A 14,636-nucleotide genomic window follows, 5' to 3' on the forward strand; every position below is an offset into this window, starting at 1 on the left:
AAACGTTTCGCACAACGTAGGGCCCGCTTTGCGGCGCTGTCAATGGCTCAGATTCGGGCGTCCTTAAACCGGCGAGGCAGGCGTCCCTGATCCGGCGCCCAAGGGCCGGATCAGGAGACGGAGTTCAGGGTGCGGGAGGACGGCACCCCTGAGGTGATGGCCTCCTAGGGATGGAAGGGAAGCCCGACCTTCTCCCCCTGCATCATCCTGTCGATCGACTGCTGCATCACCTTGCTGTCGTTCAGGTGCGGGAACGGCTCCCCGGCGGGGACGTCCACGCCCAGGAAGCGGCAGAGCGGCTCCCACCCTTCCCGCACGTCGAACACCAGCAGCCGCTCGGGCGGCAGGCTCTCCTTCACCGTGGCCGTGTGCCGCTCGAACGCCGCGATGGTGTCCTTCTCGTCGGGGACCTCGCCGAAGGGCCGGTCGCTGCCCAGCCCCTCCCGAATCATGCGCTCGAGCAGCGGGCGTGTGGTCATCATGTTCTCCATCAGGCCGGCCATCTCCGGTGCCAGCTTCTCGGACTGCAACCGGGCCGGGCCGTTGGTGATGAGCGTCCGCATGCTCGCGAACCAGGCGTCCGGGTCGCGTACGGTGAGGACCACCTTGGCGTCCGGATACCTGTCCGCCAACTGGCGCCAGAAGAACGAGGCCGGCCAGTCCACGGCGGAGCGGAACCCCTCGAACACGTGCTCCCAGTCAGGCACCGTGTCACCGTCGGCCAGGGGCGCCCACCGCCGGGCGCGGTCGGCGTCGGACCCGACGTCGAACATGTGATGGCAGGGCCCGAACCCCAGCCGCTCCAGCGCCGCCTTCATCGAACTCGTACCGGTGCGCGGGAATCCCGCGCCGATCACGGTCAGCATGGTGATCCTCCATGAGGTGTCGGCTTGCCTCGATCATGGTGGTGTGATCATGAACCTGGCAATCCCCTCATCACCGCCGCCTTCGACCTGCGCCACGTACCCCGGCCGGGCGGGCCCCTAAAGATCCGGCGGGGGAGCGGTGGACTGGCGCTGGATCAGCTCGATCGGCCCGGCCAGCACCTCCGCCACCGTGTCGTCCGGCTTCAGGGCGCCCAGCAGCGTCACGCCGCGGCGGCCCAGCTCGCCCAGCGGCATCCGGACCGTGGTGAGCGCGGGATTGAGGTAGCTGGCCAGCTCCAGATCGTGCACGGCCACGATCGAGACGTCCCGGGGGATCGCCAGCCCGGCCGCCCGCACGCTCTCCATCGCGCCGATCGCCGAGGCCACGTTGGCGACGAACACCGCCGTCGGCCGCTCGGAGGCGGCCAGCAGCCGGGCCATCGCCGCCGCCCCGCCCGCCGGCGTGTAGTCGGCCGCCACGATCGGCCCCTCAGGCAGGCCGGCCGCGCGCATCGCCGCGGAGTACCCCGCCGACCTGCGGGTGGCCGTGTCGGCGCGGGACGGCCCCGCGAGGTGGGCGATACGGCGGTGGCCGAGGCGTACGAGGTGCTCCACGGCCAGCGCGGCGGCCCTGGCGTCGTCGAGGATGACGTACCGCTTGACGCTCCTGCTGCGGTTGTTCAGCATGATCCACGGGATGGCGGCCCGGTCGAGCTGGGCGACGAGCCCCGAGTCGTCACCCGTCCCGGCCAGCAGCAGGCCGTCGATGCGGCCCTGCCCGATCCGGTCCATGTGGTCGCCCAGCGCGGCGCCCGTGGCGCTGCCGGTGACCAGCACGTACCCCTGGGCGGCCGCCTCCGACTCCGCGCCCTTGATGATCTCCGCGTAGACCGGGTTGGCGAAGTCGGGGATGAACAGCCCGAACATGTGGGCGCGGGCCGTGCGCAGGCTCCGCGCGGCCACGTTGGGCCGGTAGCCGAGCTCCTCGATCGCGGCGAGCACCCGCTCGCGCGTCTCCGGCCGGATGTTGAGCGTGGGGTCCTTGTTGAGGACGCGGGAGACGACCGCCCGGTCGACCTTCGCGAGGGCGGCCACGTCGGCCAGCGTGACCCGGGCGCGCTTCATGCCGCTGATCCGGGGCGCACGCTCTGGCCCGTGTCCATCGAGCGGTAGAGGGCGTCGAGCAGGCGCAGCGTGCCGAGGTTGTCGGCGCCGGACGTGTCGGGCTCGCCGCCCTCGGCGATCGCCCTCAGCAGCGAGCCCATCGGCCCGGCCACCGCGTCCGGCAGCCACCGCCTGGTCACCGGGTACGGCAGCCAGCCGTCGGTCGGCAGCACCCGGCTGTTCACGGCCAGGGTGTCGGGGCGGCCGTGCGGATAGTCGTACAGCAGGCCGAGCGTGCCCTTGATCGCCCCCTGCGTGCCGTCGATGCGGAAGGACGCCTCCTGGTCGCCCGAGCGGTTCTCGTGGGTGGCGTGGACCAGCGCCCGCACGTCGCCCGGGTAGATCAGGGTGCTCATCGTGCGCGTCTCGCCCTTGGCCGCCTGGCCCGGCGTGCGGCTGCCGGTGCAGAAGACCAGCTCGGGGTCGCCCAGGACGGACCGGATGGCGTCCAGGTAGTGGATGGAGTGGTAGACGATCTCCAGCCGGTCGGTGGTGACGAGCCAGTCCCAGGCGCTCCAGTCGGTGAAGATGTTCACGGTGAACGTCATCGCCGTCGGCTCGCCGATCCAGCCCGCCCGCACCATGGCGCGCGCTGCGGCGATGCCCTCGTCGAAGCGGAGCTGCTGGTTGACCGCGACCTTGCGGCCGTACGACGCGGCCAGGTCGACGATGCCCCGCCCGGTCGCGACGTCCGGCGCGAACGGCTTCTGGCACAGCAGGTGCTTGCCCGCCGCGAGCGCCTGCCGGGCGATCGCGGGCTGCGCCCCGGGCGCGACGGCGATGTCCACGACGGCCGCGCGCTCGTCGGCCAGCAGCTCCTCCAGCGTCGCGTACGTCCTGGGCACCCCGTGGCGGCGCGCCACCTCGGCCGCCCGGCCCCCGTCCAGGTCGTAGAGACCGGTCACCTCCAGCCCGGCCTGCCGGTAGGCGGGCAGGTGGGCCACGTCCACGATGGCCCCCGCGCCGACGACGGCGACGGGCAGCCGCTGCTCCGCCGGGATGCCCAGGTCGGCCGCGGCGGCGATGGGCGCGAACACGTCGATCACGAGGCCACCTCCAGGGTGCGGGTCGGGCCGGCGTCGGTGTGTCGCCGGGTGCGGGTCACGGTGCCTCCTGGATGCCGTAGAAGCGGGTGGCGGTGCCGCCGAGCACGGCGGCCCGGTCGGCGGGCGGCAGCCCCGACAGCACGGCGTTCGTCTCCCGCCACACCTTCGCGTAGTCGCCGGCGAGCAGCGCCACCGGCCAGTCGCTGCCGAACATCAGCCGCTCGGGGCCGAACACCTCCAGCGCGTGCTCCACGTACGGCCGCAGGTCCTCGCCCGTCCACGTCTCGGCGTCGGCCGCCGTGTTCAGCCCCGACACCTTCGCGTACACCCCCGGGCACTCGGCCGCGCGGGCGAGCAGCGACGCCCACGGCTCCCAGCCCTTCTCCTCGATCGGCGGCTTGGCCAGGTGGTCGATCACCATCCGCAGCCCCGGGACCCGCTCGGCCAGCACCGGCACGTGCTCCAGGTGCCGGGGCAGCACCGCCACCACGTCGAACGGCAGCCCCGCCTCGGCCAGCAGCCCGAGCCCCTCGATCACGGAGTCCTGGATCACCCAGTCGGGGTCGGGGTCGTCGTGGATGAGGTGGCGCACCCCCGCGAACCGGGGATGGCGCCGGTAGCGCTCCAGCGCCACGGCCGCCTCGTCCGGCCGGTTCAGCGGCACCCAGCCCACCACCGCGCCGATCAGGTCGTAAGCGTCGGCCTGCGCGAGCATGGCGTCGGTGTCGGCGTAGGAGTCCATCGCCTGCACCAGCACCGTGCGCTCGACCCCGGCCGCCGCGAGCTGCGGGATCAGCTCCGGCGGCTCGAAGGTGCGGTGGATCGGCCCGTGCTCCGGCGTCAGCCACGGGTAGGAGCCCGTCTCCAGGTTCCAGAAGTGCTGGTGGGCGTCGACGACGGTCATCCCGGCCTCCTCACTGATCAATCGATTGAGCGACACATATTAGGCGCTCGGCGGCGGTTGCACGAGCTCGAGCGTGATCTCGTCGGGATCGAGGAGGTAGCAGGCGTAGCCGCCCCTGTTCACGCCTGCGGTGATGACCTCGGGCGGGTTGACGAAACGTACCCCGGCCGCCGCCAGCCGGGCGTGCTCGGCGCGGGCGTCCTCCACAGTGAGCGCCAGGTGGGCGGCGCCCGGGAGGTGGCGGGCCGGGTCGCGCGGGGCGCCCTTCGGGCGTACGTACTCGACCAGCTCCAGGTCGTGCGTGGAGACGCCTCGGGGCTGGCCGGGCACGGCCAGCTGGGCGACGCGCAGCACCGCGTCGGGGTAGCCGACCAGCCTGCGGGTGTAGTCGTTGTCCTGCTCCTGCCGGTGCACCAGCGCGAACCCGAGCAGGTCGCGGTAGAACGCCACCGACCGGTCGAGGTCGGCCACCGTGAAGGAGAAGTGCCAGACGCCTCTCATCGCAGCGCCTCCTGTCTGACGGCGGTCCGCGGTCTGGACTCGCGGACGCGGCGGACCTGTTTCTGGCGGCCCGCGACGGTGTAGATGGCGGCGGCCACGACGACGACCGTGCCGACGATGACCCCCTGGTAGTTGGCGCCCAGGTTGAGCACGTTGAACCCGTTGTCCAGCGTGAACAGGATCAGCGCCCCCACCACCGATTTCAGCACGCTGCCCAGCCCGCCGAAGAGCGAGGTGCCGCCGAGGATGGCCGCCGCGAGCACGGTCAGCTCGGTGCCCTGCAGCCCGGTCGGGTTGATGGCCAGCAGCTTGGCGGCGAACAGCACGCCGACGAATCCGGAGCCGAGCCCGTTGAGCACGAACGCGCCGATGCGATAGCGGTTGACGTTGATGCCGGACAGGCGGGCCGCCTCGGCGTTGGCGCCCACGGCGTACAGGCGGCGGCCGATCACGGTGTAGCGCAGCACGGCCCAGGTGACCCCGGCGATCACGATCAGATAGTACGTCGGCTTGCTCAGCCGCAGCTCGAACCCGAGCACCGGGCTGAGCGCGACGGCCACCACGCCCGCGAGCAGCACCACCACCCCCGCCCGGCGCGACCCGCGCACCAGCAGGACGATCCCGGCGACCGCGGCGAGTGCGCCGAGGATCGCGAGGACGTGCGGGACCGTCCAGTAGCCGGCCTGCAGCGCGATGAGCGAGCGCTGCGCGTCCGGGTCCTGGGCGGTGATCGTACGGCCGCCGGTCAGGATGAGCACCAGCCCGCGCACCGCCGTCATGGTGCCCAGCGTCACGATGAACGCGTTGATGCCGACGAGCTGCACGATCAGCCCGTTGACCGCCCCGCACAGCAGCCCCGCGCCGAGCGCGATCGCCATCGCGACCGGCAGGCCGAGCGGGGCGACCAGGCTCAGTACGGTCGCGGCCGAGAAGGCGGCGACCGAGGCGACCGACAGGTCGAAGTTGCCGCTGATCAGCACCACCGTGGTGAACACGGCCAGGATCGCGATCAGGGACGACTGGTCGAGGATGTTGATGACGTTCGTGGGGGAGAGGTAGGACGGGCGGCCGAGCTGGGCGGTCAGCAGCGTCAGGACGGCGACGATCAGCAGCAGCGCGTACACCACGCCCGCGTTGCCCGGCCGGAACGCGGCCGCGAACCGCGAGCGGCGCGCGGCTCCCCTGGGGGTCTCAGGCGGCATCGTGGGCGCCTCCCTCGCCGGATCCGCCTGCCCCGAATCCGGCCTCGCCGAATCCGTTCGCCAGCATCAGCAACTCCTCCTCCGATGTCTCGTGCGCCGCCCGTTCGGCGACGACCCGGCCCTCGCGCACGACCAGCACCCGGGTCGCCACCGCGAGGAGCTCCTCGAACTCGCTGCTCACCACGAGCACCGCGCCGCCGCCGGCGGCGAAGCGCCGGACCAGCTCCAGGATGTCGGCCTTGGCGCCGACGTCCACGCCCGCGGTGGGCTCGTCGAGCAGGAACACCCGCGCGCCGCCGTACAGCCATTTGCCGAACACGACCTTCTGGGCGTTGCCGCCGGACAGCTCGCCCGGCAGCGCCTCCGGCCCCGGGCAGACGATGCCGAGGTCGGCGATGGCCCGCTCGGCGCGCGCCGTCTCGGCGGGCTCGCGCGGCAGCGACCGCCCCGACGACAGGGCCGGCAGGTCGGGCAGAGAGACGTTCTTCCAGATCGGGAACGTGCCCACCAGGCCCTGCGCGTTCCTGTCCTCCGGGACCAGGGCCATGCCGGCGGCCACGGCCGCGCGCGGGCTCCGGCGCACCGGGCGGCCTCCCGCCAGCACCTCGCCGCGCGCGCGGGTGTCGGAGCCGTAGACGGCGTGCAGCAGCTCGGAGCGGCCCGAGCCGAGCAGCCCGGCGAGCCCGATCACCTCGCCCGCCCTGACCTCGAACGACACGTCGCGCACCCCGGCCGGGGAGCTCAGCCCGCGCACCGACAGCAGGACCGGGCCGTCCGGCGCGACGGGGGCCGCGCCGCGCCGCTCGGTGGCGAGCAGGTCGCGGCCGACGATGGCCTGGACCAGCCGGTCCTCGTCGTAGCCGGCGGTCTCGCCCTCCTCCACGACCGTGCCGTCACGCAGTACCGTGACGCGGTCGGTCAGCGACAGCACCTCGTCCAGGAAGTGGGAGACGTACAGGAAGGCCGTGCCCTGCGCGGACAGGCGGCGGACGACGTCGAACACGACCTGGCGCTCGCCCTCGGCCAGGGAGGCGGTCGGCTCGTCCATCACGACCAGCTCCGCCCCGGTGGCCAGCGCCTGCAGGACGGCCACCATCTGCCGCTCGCCGATGGCCAGGCCGGCGACCTCCGCGTCCGGGTCGATGGCGTAGCCGACCCGCTCCAGCAGCCGGGCGAACTCGGCGCGCCGGGCGCGCGGCAGCCGCCAGGGGCCGCCCGCGCCGAGGAAGACGTTCTCCAGCACGGTGAGCGTCGGGGCGAGCGGCACGTGCTGCATGATCGTGGCGACCCCGGCCCGGCGCGCCGCGCCGGGCGTGCGCCAGGAGACCTCCTCGCCCTTCCACCGCACGACGCCCGAGGTCGGCGCGTGCGCGCCCGCGATGACCTTGATCATCGTGGACTTGCCCGCGCCGTTCGCGCCGACCAGGCCGTGCACGCTGCCCGCCCGCACGCTGAGGCGGGCGTCGCGCAGCGCCACCGTCCCGTTGGGGAACGCCTTGCCGATGCCTTCCAGGGACAGCAGGCTCACCATTGCGGCGTGCATTCGGCGAGGTTGTCCTTGGTGATCGCCGGGGTGTCGTACGTGACGAAGGCGGCGTCCTGCTTCTTCTCGCCGGTCAGGTGCTTGTAGAGGGTGTCCAGGGCGAGCTTGCCGAGGTCCTCCGGCTTGAAGCAGACGGTGCCGGCGATGGCGCCCGACCTGACCGCGTCGACGCCGAGCTTGCTGCCGCCGATGCCGACGATCTTCGCCTTGGACCCGGCCGCGGCGACCGCCTTGGCGCAGCCGACCGCCATGTCGTCGGACTCGGCGTAGAACAGCTTCGTGCCGGGGTGCGAGGAGAGCATGTTCTGGCAGGCCGACTGGGCCTTGTCCTGCACCCAGTCGCCCGGCTGGCGGGCCACGACCGTGTACGTGGCGCCCTTGGCCTGGGCCGACTTGGGGAACTCCTGGAAGCGCTGGACCACCTCGGCGAAGCCGGCCTGGCCCTCCACCACAGCGAGATCGCCGCCGCCCGGCACCACGGCGGCCGCGATCTCGCCCGCCTTGCCGCCCGCCGCGTACTCGTCCTGCGTCACCAGCGCCACCAGGCCCGGATAGACGTCCTTGAGCTGCCGGGTCTTCGGGTCTCCGACCTGGGAGGCGACGGCCACGGTGGGGATCTCCGCGGCCTTGAGCCGGTCGGCCAGGCCCTGCGCCACGCCGGAGTCGACGGGCAGCATGAGCACGCCGTCGGGCTGCTGGGCGATGAGGTCCTGGATGTCGTTGCTCTGCTTGTCGGCCTTGCCCTGCGCGTCCAGCTCGACGATCGTCACGCCCAGCTTGTCGGCCTCCTCCTTGATGCCCTTGCCGATGGCGGCGGGGAAGGGGAAGCTCAGGCCCAGGTTGGAGACGCCGATCGTGTACTGCTTCGTCCCGCCCGCGCCGGTGGATCCGCCGCAGGCCGTCGCGCCGGCGACGAGCACGGTGGTGAGCCCGGCGGCGACGAGGACTGCCTTCTTCATGGTGCTCCTGCCTTGGTCAAACGTTTGACTTCTTCGATGACGCGCGCGGCGTCGGGGACGAGGGCCTGCGCGAGGACGGGCGCGGCCGGCATCCGCACGTCGGGGGTGCCGATCCTGATCGGCGGCGCGGCCAGCGGCACCCCGGCGCCCGCCACCCGGGCGACGACCTCCGCGCCGAAGCCGCCGGTGACGTTCGCCTCGTGGACGACCGCCAGCCTGCCGGTGCGGCCCGCGCTCTCGATCACCGTCTCGGTGTCGAACGGGTTGAGCCACGGCGTCTCCAGCACCTCGGCGTCCACCCCCTCGCGGGCCAGCGCCTCCGCCGCCTCCAGCACCTGGTGCGTCATCGCGCCCCAGGTGACGACGGTGACGTCGGAGCCCGCGCGGCGCGTGCGCGCCCCGCCCATCGGCTGGACCGGGCCGTCCGTCCTGACCGGCTCCTTGCGGCCGAAGTACAGCGTGCGGTTCTCGACCACCAGCACCGGGTCGTCGCAGTGCACGGCCGTCACCAGCAGGTCGTAGGCGTCCTGCGGGGTGCTCGGCATGCACACCCGCAGCCCCGGCACGTGCAGGAACAGCGCCTCCAGGCACTGCGAGTGCTGCGCGCACGCGCCCGGCGCGTTGCCCTGCTGGGTGCGGATCGTCAGCGGCGCCGTGAGCCGCCCGCCCGACACGTAGCGGACGTTGGCCGCCTGGTTGACGATCTGGTCCAGCGCGACCAGCGAGAAGTCGGCCCACATGATCTCGACGATCGGGCGGCGGCCCATCATCGCCGCGCCCACCGCGCTGCCCAGGATCGCCGACTCGCTGATCGGGGTGTCGAAGGCGCGCTCGCCGTACTGCTTGCGCAGGCCCCTCGTCACGCCGAACACCCCGCCGGGCACGCCGACGTCCTCGCCGTACACCAGGGTCTCCGGCAGCTCCTCCATGAGCCGGTGCAGGGCCGCGTTCACGGCCTCGCCGTAGGTCAGGTCACGCATACAGATGCTCCCTCGCGGTGGCGGGATCGGCGGGCGGCTCGGCCAGCGCGGCCTCGGCGGCGGCGGCCATCTCGGCGCGGGCCCGCCGCTCCACGGCGTCGAGGTCGGCGGCCGGCACGCCGTCGGCCAGCAGGCCCTCGCGCAGGCGGGCGATCGGCTCGCGCCGCCTGACCCGCTCCAACTCGCCGGGCCGCCGGTACGTCTCCGCGTCGCCGATGTAGTGGCCGACCAGGCGTTCGGTCATGCACTCCAGCAGCGTCGGGCCGCCGCCCTCGCGGGCCACCTCCAGCGCGTCGCGCACGTGGAAGCGCACCGCCTCGGCGTCGTTGCCGTCGATCCGGTGGCCCGGGATGCCGTACGCCGCCGCCCGGTCGGCCAGGCGCGGCGCGCGCACCATGTCGGCGATCGGCGTCAGCTCGGAGTAGCGGTTGTTCTCGCAGACGAACACCACGGGCAGCGAGAACGCGGCGGCGAAGTTCATCGCCTCGTGCACCGCGCCCTGGTTCATCGCCCCGTCGCCGAAGACGCTGACGGCGACCCGGTGCGAGCCGTCGAAGCGGCCCGCCAGCGCCGCGCCGCACGCGATCGGCGCGCCCGCGCCCACGATCGAGTTCTCGCCGTGGAAGCCGTGATCGGCGGCCGTGAAGTACGCCGAGCCGCCCCGGCCGCCGTTGACGCCGCTCGCCCGGCCCATCAGCTCGGCGAACAGCGGCCGCGCCGGCACGCCCCTGGCCAGCGCCCAGCCGTGGCCGCGGTAGGTGGCGAACAGCGCGTCGTGCGGCTCCAGCTCGCCGCACGCGCCCACCGGGATGGCCTCCTGGCCGATGCACAGGTGCACCGAGCCGACGATCGGGCCCTCCGCGCGCAGGTCGCGCACCTTCTCCTCGAACGCGCGGATCCGCCACATGGCCAGCAGGTCCGCGAGGCGTCTCTCACTCATCGTTGCTCCAGCCGTCACTCGTCCGTGTCTCGTCTGTGGCGGCGTCGCTCCGCCAGGCGTCCAGGGCGGCGGCGCAGATGGCCTCGGCGTCGCCGACGTACGACTCGGGCGGGATGGGCAGCTCGCCCAGGCTCGCCAGATCCTCCGGCCCCGCCACGTCCCGCAGCGCGTCCGCCAGCGCCCGCCCGCGCTCGCGCGCGTCGTGCGCCGCCTTGTAGACCAGGTCGTGCGCCCGCTCCCGGCCCAGCGCCGGGGCCAGGCGCATCATGTACGCCTCCGCCATGATCAGGCCGCCCTCCGCGCCCAGGTTGGCCCGCATGACCTCCGGATAGACCCGCAGCCCCGCGGCGACCTCGGCGGCCGTGGCCAGCGCTCCGGCGGCCAGCTCGGCCAGCAGCGGCACCACGTACCACTCGACCTGCCACTCGCCGGCCGCCCGCTCGTGCCCCGCCTCCATCGCGCGGAACAGGCCGGAGCTGAGCGCGCCCGCCGTCCCCGACATGCCGATGACGGCCTCGCAGCCGATCGGGTTGGCCTTCTGCGGCATCGTGGACGACGCGCCCCGGTGGTGGCCGCCCGCCTCGCGCACCTCGCCGACCTCGGTCCTCGACAGGTCCACGACCTCGCGGGCGAACCGGGCCGCCGTCGCCGCCAGGCTCGCGCACGTCACGCCGAACGCGGCGACGCCGTCCCTGGCCACGTGCCACGGCACCTCGGTGGTGCGCAGGCCGAGCAGGCGCGCCACCTGACGGCGTACCTCCGAGGAGCGCTCGCCCATCGCGGCGGACGTGCCGCCCGCGCCGAACAGCGACACGACCCGCACCTGCCGGGCCGCGTCGCGCACCCGGTCGCGCTGGCGCGCCACCTCCGCCAGCAGCACCGCCATCTTCGCCCCGAACGTCGTCGGCACGGCCTGCTGGGCGTGCGTGCGTGCGGCGATCACGGTGCCCGCGTGCTCGGCCACCATCCGGGCCAGCGCGTCGCCGAACGCGGCGAGCAGCGCGCCCAGGTGGTCGAGCGCCTCGCCCATCTGCAGGGCCAGGCCGGTGTCCATGATGTCCTGCGTGGTCGCGCCGTAGTGGACCCGGCCGTTGGGACCGTCGGGCAGCGCGGCGGCGATCATCCGTACGAGGGGCAGGATGGGGTAGCCCACGTTGACCGCCTCGGACCACAGGCGGCTCAGGTCGACGGTGCCGGGCACGCAGGCCGCCTCGATGGCCCGCGCGTCCGCCTCGGAGATCACGCCCGCCCCGGCCTGGGCGCGGGCCAGCGCGGCCTCCGTGCGCAGCCAGGCCAGCACGGTCCGCTCCGCCGAGAAGATCTCGGCCATCGCGCCGTCGCCGAACAGCTCGGGCAGCAGCTTGAACGTCTGGGGCACGGTCAGTCCATCTCCAGTCCGCCGTCGACGTTCAGCGCCTGGCCCGTCACGAACGACGCCAGGTCGCTGGCCAGGAACAGCACCGCCGCGGCCACCTCCTCGGGCCGCCCGGGGCGGCGCAGCGGCGACCGGTCGCTGACCTCCTTCAGGTACGCGGCCCCCGCGTCGGGGCCGAAGCGCCGGTCGCGGTCCTCGATGATCTCGTCCCACATGGGCGTCAGGAAGACGCCGGGGCAGACCGCGTTCACCCGCACCGGGGCCAGCGCCTCGGCGGCCGACTTCGTCAGCGACAGCAGCGCCGTCTTGGAGGCCGAGTAGTGCGCCGCGTTTGGGCGGCCCGAGCGGGCGGCGACCGAGGCCAGCGTGACGATCGAGCCGCCGCCCTGCCCGGCCATCCGGCGGCCGACCGCCTGGGTCAGCCAGAACGTGCCGTTGAGGTTGACGTCCACGATCCGCCGCCACTCCGCGGGGTCGATGTCGAGCAGCGGGGTGGTGCGCATGATCCCGGCGCAGTTCACCAGGACGTCGATCCGCTCCCGCGCCGTAGCCAGCGCCGCCGCCTGCTCCGGGTCGGTCAGGTCGGCCGGGCGCGCCTCGACGCCCAGCTCGGCGGCCGCCTCGGCGAGCCGCGGGCCCTCCAGATCGGAGAGCACGACCTCCGCCCCGGCCTCGGCCAGCGCGCAGGCGCAGGCCAGGCCCAGACCTCCCGCGCCACCTGTGACGAGCGCGGTCCGCCCGCTCAGGTCGATCGTGACAGCCATCCCCGATGGACTCCCTTCCGGTCAAACGATTGACCAGACCATAACCCGTCCGCCGCAAACGGAACAAGAGGGCGTTCAATCGTTTTTCCACGGAAATTTCCCCCTCTGGCGACTCAGGAACCCGCCTTGGGGGAGGCGCTCGAACGGCCCCGGCCACCTGGCCGGGCGGCGCTGGAGCAGGGGACATGCTCGCCCGCCTGGGCGTTGAGGGCGCCTTGGGACGCCGAAGGGCGTACGGGACACCTGGGCGTGGCGAGGAGGACGGGCGCGTGGAGGGACGCCGGCGTTCCTACCGAGATGGGGCGGGCGTCCCTCCGCGCGTCGGGGCGGGCTCAGGCTTCGGGGGCCCAGCCGAGTTCCGCGTAGAAGGCGGCCCGGGCGCGCTCGAACGCGGTCCGCTCCAGTACGGCGCCCCGGTGGGGGCCCTCCGTGATGGGCTCCTCGTGCATGCGGGCCGGCAGCTCGTCCGGGCCGCCGCCCTCGCGGGCCGCGTACGCGCGCATCGCGTCGAGCCGCGCCTGACCGGCCGCCAGCAGGTCGTCGAGAGAGAACTCCTGCCCGAGGACGGCGGTGACCAGGGCGGTCAGGTGGTCGATGGTCAGCGGGCGGGTGGGGGAGGAGGCGAAGACGCACAGGTTCAGCGCGTCGAGCCCGCTCCACAGCCGCAGCAGCCGCGCACTGCGCCGCCCGCGCTCGGCGTCCAGCTCGGCGACCGGGGCGGGCTCGGCGCCGATCCGCGCCGCCTCCCCGAAGCTGTACGCCAGCCCGGCCACCGGGTCGAAGTCGAGGTCGTGCTCCAACGCGTCGTAGCGCGGCCCGCCCGGCGCGATCGCGTACCCGAGCCCGATGCCCGGCTGGATGCGCGGGTCGAAGCAGGGCAGCTCGGCGCCCTTGACCGTCATCGCGTACGGCGCCGCGTCCGGCCCCAGCCGGGTGGCCGCCCGCGCCGCGCCCTCGGCGAGCAGGTCGCCCAGCGCTCCGGTGCGCGTCGCGACGTCCCTGATCAGGCCGGGCAGCGCCGCCGCGTCGCCGAACGCCGGCCCGTCGGGGAGCAGGCCGCGCTCCGCGCACTCCATCGCGAAGGCCAGCGTCCCGCCCAGGGAGACCACGTCGAGGCCGAGGTCGTTGCCGAGGGCGTTCGCGCCGAGCACGGTGTCGAGGTCGTCGATGCCGAGGTTCCAGCCCAGCGACAGGAAGGCCTCCTGCCCGAGCCCGCCCGCCCGCCGATCGGCCCCGGTCCCTTGCCCGCCCTCTCCCGCCCGCCGGTCGGCCCCGGTTCCTTGCCGGCCCCCTTCCGCCGGCCACTCGGCGCCGGTTCCCTGGGCGGCGGGCGGGGGCGCGTACACCTTGATGCAGTCGTTCGGGCAGCCGGGGCAGGTGCCGGTGGTGGCCACAGCGCGCCCGTCGTAGTCGCGCGCCTCCGGCACCCGCAGCCCCGGCGCGCCGGGCACCGAGAAGTTGCGGACCGAGGCGTACCCGGGGTCGAGCGGGTCGTCCGCCCACCCCGCGAACCCGGGCAGCCCCGCCTGGAGCGCCGCCAGCGGGTTCGTGGCGAGCGCGTCCCGGTAGTAGGCGGCCAGCCCGGCGACCGCCCCGGGGTCGGCGACCTCCGCCGGCAGGGCCCCGACGCACACGATGGCCTTGAGGTTCTTGGCCCCGAAGACCGCCCCGAGCCCGTAGCGCCCGGCGGCGAAGGCGCGGTCGGTCACCACGCTCGCGTACCGCACCAGGTTCTCCCCGGCCGGCCCGATGGCCGCCACGTGCGCGGCCTCCCCGTGCCGGGCACGCAGCGCGTCCGTCGTCGCGGCCGTGCCGAGCCCGCGCAGTTCCTCGGCCGGGTGGCAGGTCACCTCGCCGTCCCGGACCAGCAGGTACGACAGCCGCGAGGCCCGCCCCACGATCGCCAGCGCCTTGGCGCCGGCGCCCCGCAGGCCCGTCGCGAAGGGGCCGAGCGCGTGCGCCTCCCCGGCCACCCCCGTCAGCGGCGACTTCGCGAGGAACACCGCCTTGGCCAGCCCGGGCGCCGCCGTCCCGCCGAGCATCCCGGCCGCCACGTACAGCAGGGCCCGCGGGTCGTACGGGTCGAGCCCGGCGGGCGTGCGCTCGGCCATCAGCCGCAACCCCAGGATCGATCCGCCGAAATGTCCCTTCTCAGCCGAGCGATATTCCTTCTCCACATTTCCGCTGGTCAGATCCACGATGAACGGCACGCCGGAGCCTCCTGACATCAAAAACGGGGGACAACACTACATATCACCCGCACGAAGCAGGCCCGGCCGCCGCCTTTCTCCGTTGTTTGCGGCACCGTGGGCCGCCATTGCCTGCCGATCCGGGCGCCCGGCCCGGGGATCTGCTGCCATGGAGGCGTTCGGCGTTTCTCGAAGGAGCTGTT

The 14,636-nt window shown here is 73.9% G+C and carries 13 protein-coding genes; all 13 read right to left on the reverse strand.

What is annotated here, in order from left to right:
• Window positions 1-164: 164 nt before the first annotated feature.
• Window positions 165-866, reverse strand: a complete 702-nt coding sequence (locus tag FH608_RS12265) for a sulfotransferase family protein (protein WP_193318371.1) — start codon at window positions 864-866, stop codon at window positions 165-167.
• 117 nt (window positions 867-983) lie between these two features.
• Window positions 984-1,991: a LacI family DNA-binding transcriptional regulator gene (locus tag FH608_RS12270; protein WP_139630587.1), complete on the reverse strand. Its 1,008-nt coding sequence runs from the start codon at window positions 1,989-1,991 to the stop codon at window positions 984-986.
• Window positions 1,988-3,076: a Gfo/Idh/MocA family protein gene (locus tag FH608_RS12275; protein WP_139630588.1), complete on the reverse strand. Its 1,089-nt coding sequence runs from the start codon at window positions 3,074-3,076 to the stop codon at window positions 1,988-1,990. The genes FH608_RS12270 and FH608_RS12275 overlap by 4 nt, the downstream gene beginning before the upstream one ends.
• Window positions 3,077-3,131: 55 nt before the next feature.
• Window positions 3,132-3,980 carry an amidohydrolase family protein gene (locus FH608_RS12280; RefSeq protein WP_139630589.1) on the reverse strand — a complete coding sequence of 283 codons (849 nt, stop codon included), beginning with the start codon at window positions 3,978-3,980 and terminating at the stop codon, window positions 3,132-3,134.
• A 39-nt stretch (window positions 3,981-4,019) separates the two neighbouring features.
• A complete protein-coding gene (locus FH608_RS12285; RefSeq protein WP_139630590.1) occupies window positions 4,020-4,481 on the reverse strand; it encodes a VOC family protein in 462 nt (153 codons plus the stop codon).
• Window positions 4,478-5,683, reverse strand: a complete 1,206-nt coding sequence (locus FH608_RS12290; RefSeq protein ID WP_139630591.1) for an ABC transporter permease — start codon at window positions 5,681-5,683, stop codon at window positions 4,478-4,480. The genes FH608_RS12285 and FH608_RS12290 overlap by 4 nt, the downstream gene beginning before the upstream one ends.
• Window positions 5,673-7,226 carry a sugar ABC transporter ATP-binding protein gene (locus tag FH608_RS12295; protein ID WP_226899358.1) on the reverse strand — a complete coding sequence of 518 codons (1,554 nt, stop codon included), beginning with the start codon at window positions 7,224-7,226 and terminating at the stop codon, window positions 5,673-5,675. Before FH608_RS12295 ends, FH608_RS12290 begins: the two co-directional genes overlap by 11 nt.
• The gene (locus FH608_RS12300) at window positions 7,208-8,185 is read right to left on the reverse strand and encodes a sugar ABC transporter substrate-binding protein (RefSeq protein WP_139630592.1); all 978 of its coding nucleotides are present in this window, start codon (window positions 8,183-8,185) and stop codon (window positions 7,208-7,210) included. Before FH608_RS12300 ends, FH608_RS12295 begins: the two co-directional genes overlap by 19 nt.
• Window positions 8,182-9,165 carry an alpha-ketoacid dehydrogenase subunit beta gene (locus FH608_RS52590; protein ID WP_226899366.1) on the reverse strand — a complete coding sequence of 328 codons (984 nt, stop codon included), beginning with the start codon at window positions 9,163-9,165 and terminating at the stop codon, window positions 8,182-8,184. Before FH608_RS52590 ends, FH608_RS12300 begins: the two co-directional genes overlap by 4 nt.
• A complete protein-coding gene (locus tag FH608_RS52595; protein WP_226899367.1) occupies window positions 9,158-10,105 on the reverse strand; it encodes a thiamine pyrophosphate-dependent dehydrogenase E1 component subunit alpha in 948 nt (315 codons plus the stop codon). Before FH608_RS52595 ends, FH608_RS52590 begins: the two co-directional genes overlap by 8 nt.
• On the reverse strand, window positions 10,098-11,483 hold the full coding sequence (locus tag FH608_RS12310; RefSeq protein ID WP_226899369.1) for a class-II fumarase/aspartase family protein: 1,386 nt from the start codon (window positions 11,481-11,483) through the stop codon (window positions 10,098-10,100). Before FH608_RS12310 ends, FH608_RS52595 begins: the two co-directional genes overlap by 8 nt.
• Before the next feature lie 2 nt (window positions 11,484-11,485).
• Window positions 11,486-12,244, reverse strand: a complete 759-nt coding sequence (locus FH608_RS12315) for an SDR family NAD(P)-dependent oxidoreductase (protein WP_139630593.1) — start codon at window positions 12,242-12,244, stop codon at window positions 11,486-11,488.
• Window positions 12,245-12,576: 332 nt separating this feature from the next.
• Window positions 12,577-14,454 (reverse strand): aldehyde ferredoxin oxidoreductase C-terminal domain-containing protein, encoded by a 1,878-nt coding sequence (locus FH608_RS12320; protein ID WP_193318372.1) that lies wholly within the window; start codon window positions 14,452-14,454, stop codon window positions 12,577-12,579.
• Window positions 14,455-14,636: the final 182 nt, after the last annotated feature.

Source organism: Nonomuraea phyllanthi (assembly GCF_006334985.2).
Lineage (GTDB): Bacteria > Actinomycetota > Actinomycetes > Streptosporangiales > Streptosporangiaceae > Nonomuraea > Nonomuraea phyllanthi.

Bases quoted from the DNA above. Each gene is read 5' to 3' on its own strand.
- FH608_RS12265 (WP_193318371.1), bottom strand. From the start codon at position 866: ATGCTGACCGTGATCGGCGCGGGATTCCCGCGCACCGGTACGAGTTCG.
- FH608_RS12315 (WP_139630593.1), bottom strand. From the start codon at position 12,244: ATGGCTGTCACGATCGACCTGAGCGGGCGGACCGCGCTCGTCACAGGT.
- FH608_RS12270 (WP_139630587.1), bottom strand. From the start codon at position 1,991: ATGAAGCGCGCCCGGGTCACGCTGGCCGACGTGGCCGCCCTCGCGAAG.
- FH608_RS12285 (WP_139630590.1), bottom strand. From the start codon at position 4,481: ATGAGAGGCGTCTGGCACTTCTCCTTCACGGTGGCCGACCTCGACCGG.
- FH608_RS12300 (WP_139630592.1), bottom strand. From the start codon at position 8,185: ATGAAGAAGGCAGTCCTCGTCGCCGCCGGGCTCACCACCGTGCTCGTC.
- FH608_RS52595 (WP_226899367.1), bottom strand. From the start codon at position 10,105: ATGAGTGAGAGACGCCTCGCGGACCTGCTGGCCATGTGGCGGATCCGC.
- FH608_RS52590 (WP_226899366.1), bottom strand. From the start codon at position 9,165: ATGCGTGACCTGACCTACGGCGAGGCCGTGAACGCGGCCCTGCACCGG.
- FH608_RS12295 (WP_226899358.1), bottom strand. From the start codon at position 7,226: ATGCACGCCGCAATGGTGAGCCTGCTGTCCCTGGAAGGCATCGGCAAG.
- FH608_RS12290 (WP_139630591.1), bottom strand. From the start codon at position 5,683: ATGCCGCCTGAGACCCCCAGGGGAGCCGCGCGCCGCTCGCGGTTCGCG.
- FH608_RS12280 (WP_139630589.1), bottom strand. From the start codon at position 3,980: ATGACCGTCGTCGACGCCCACCAGCACTTCTGGAACCTGGAGACGGGC.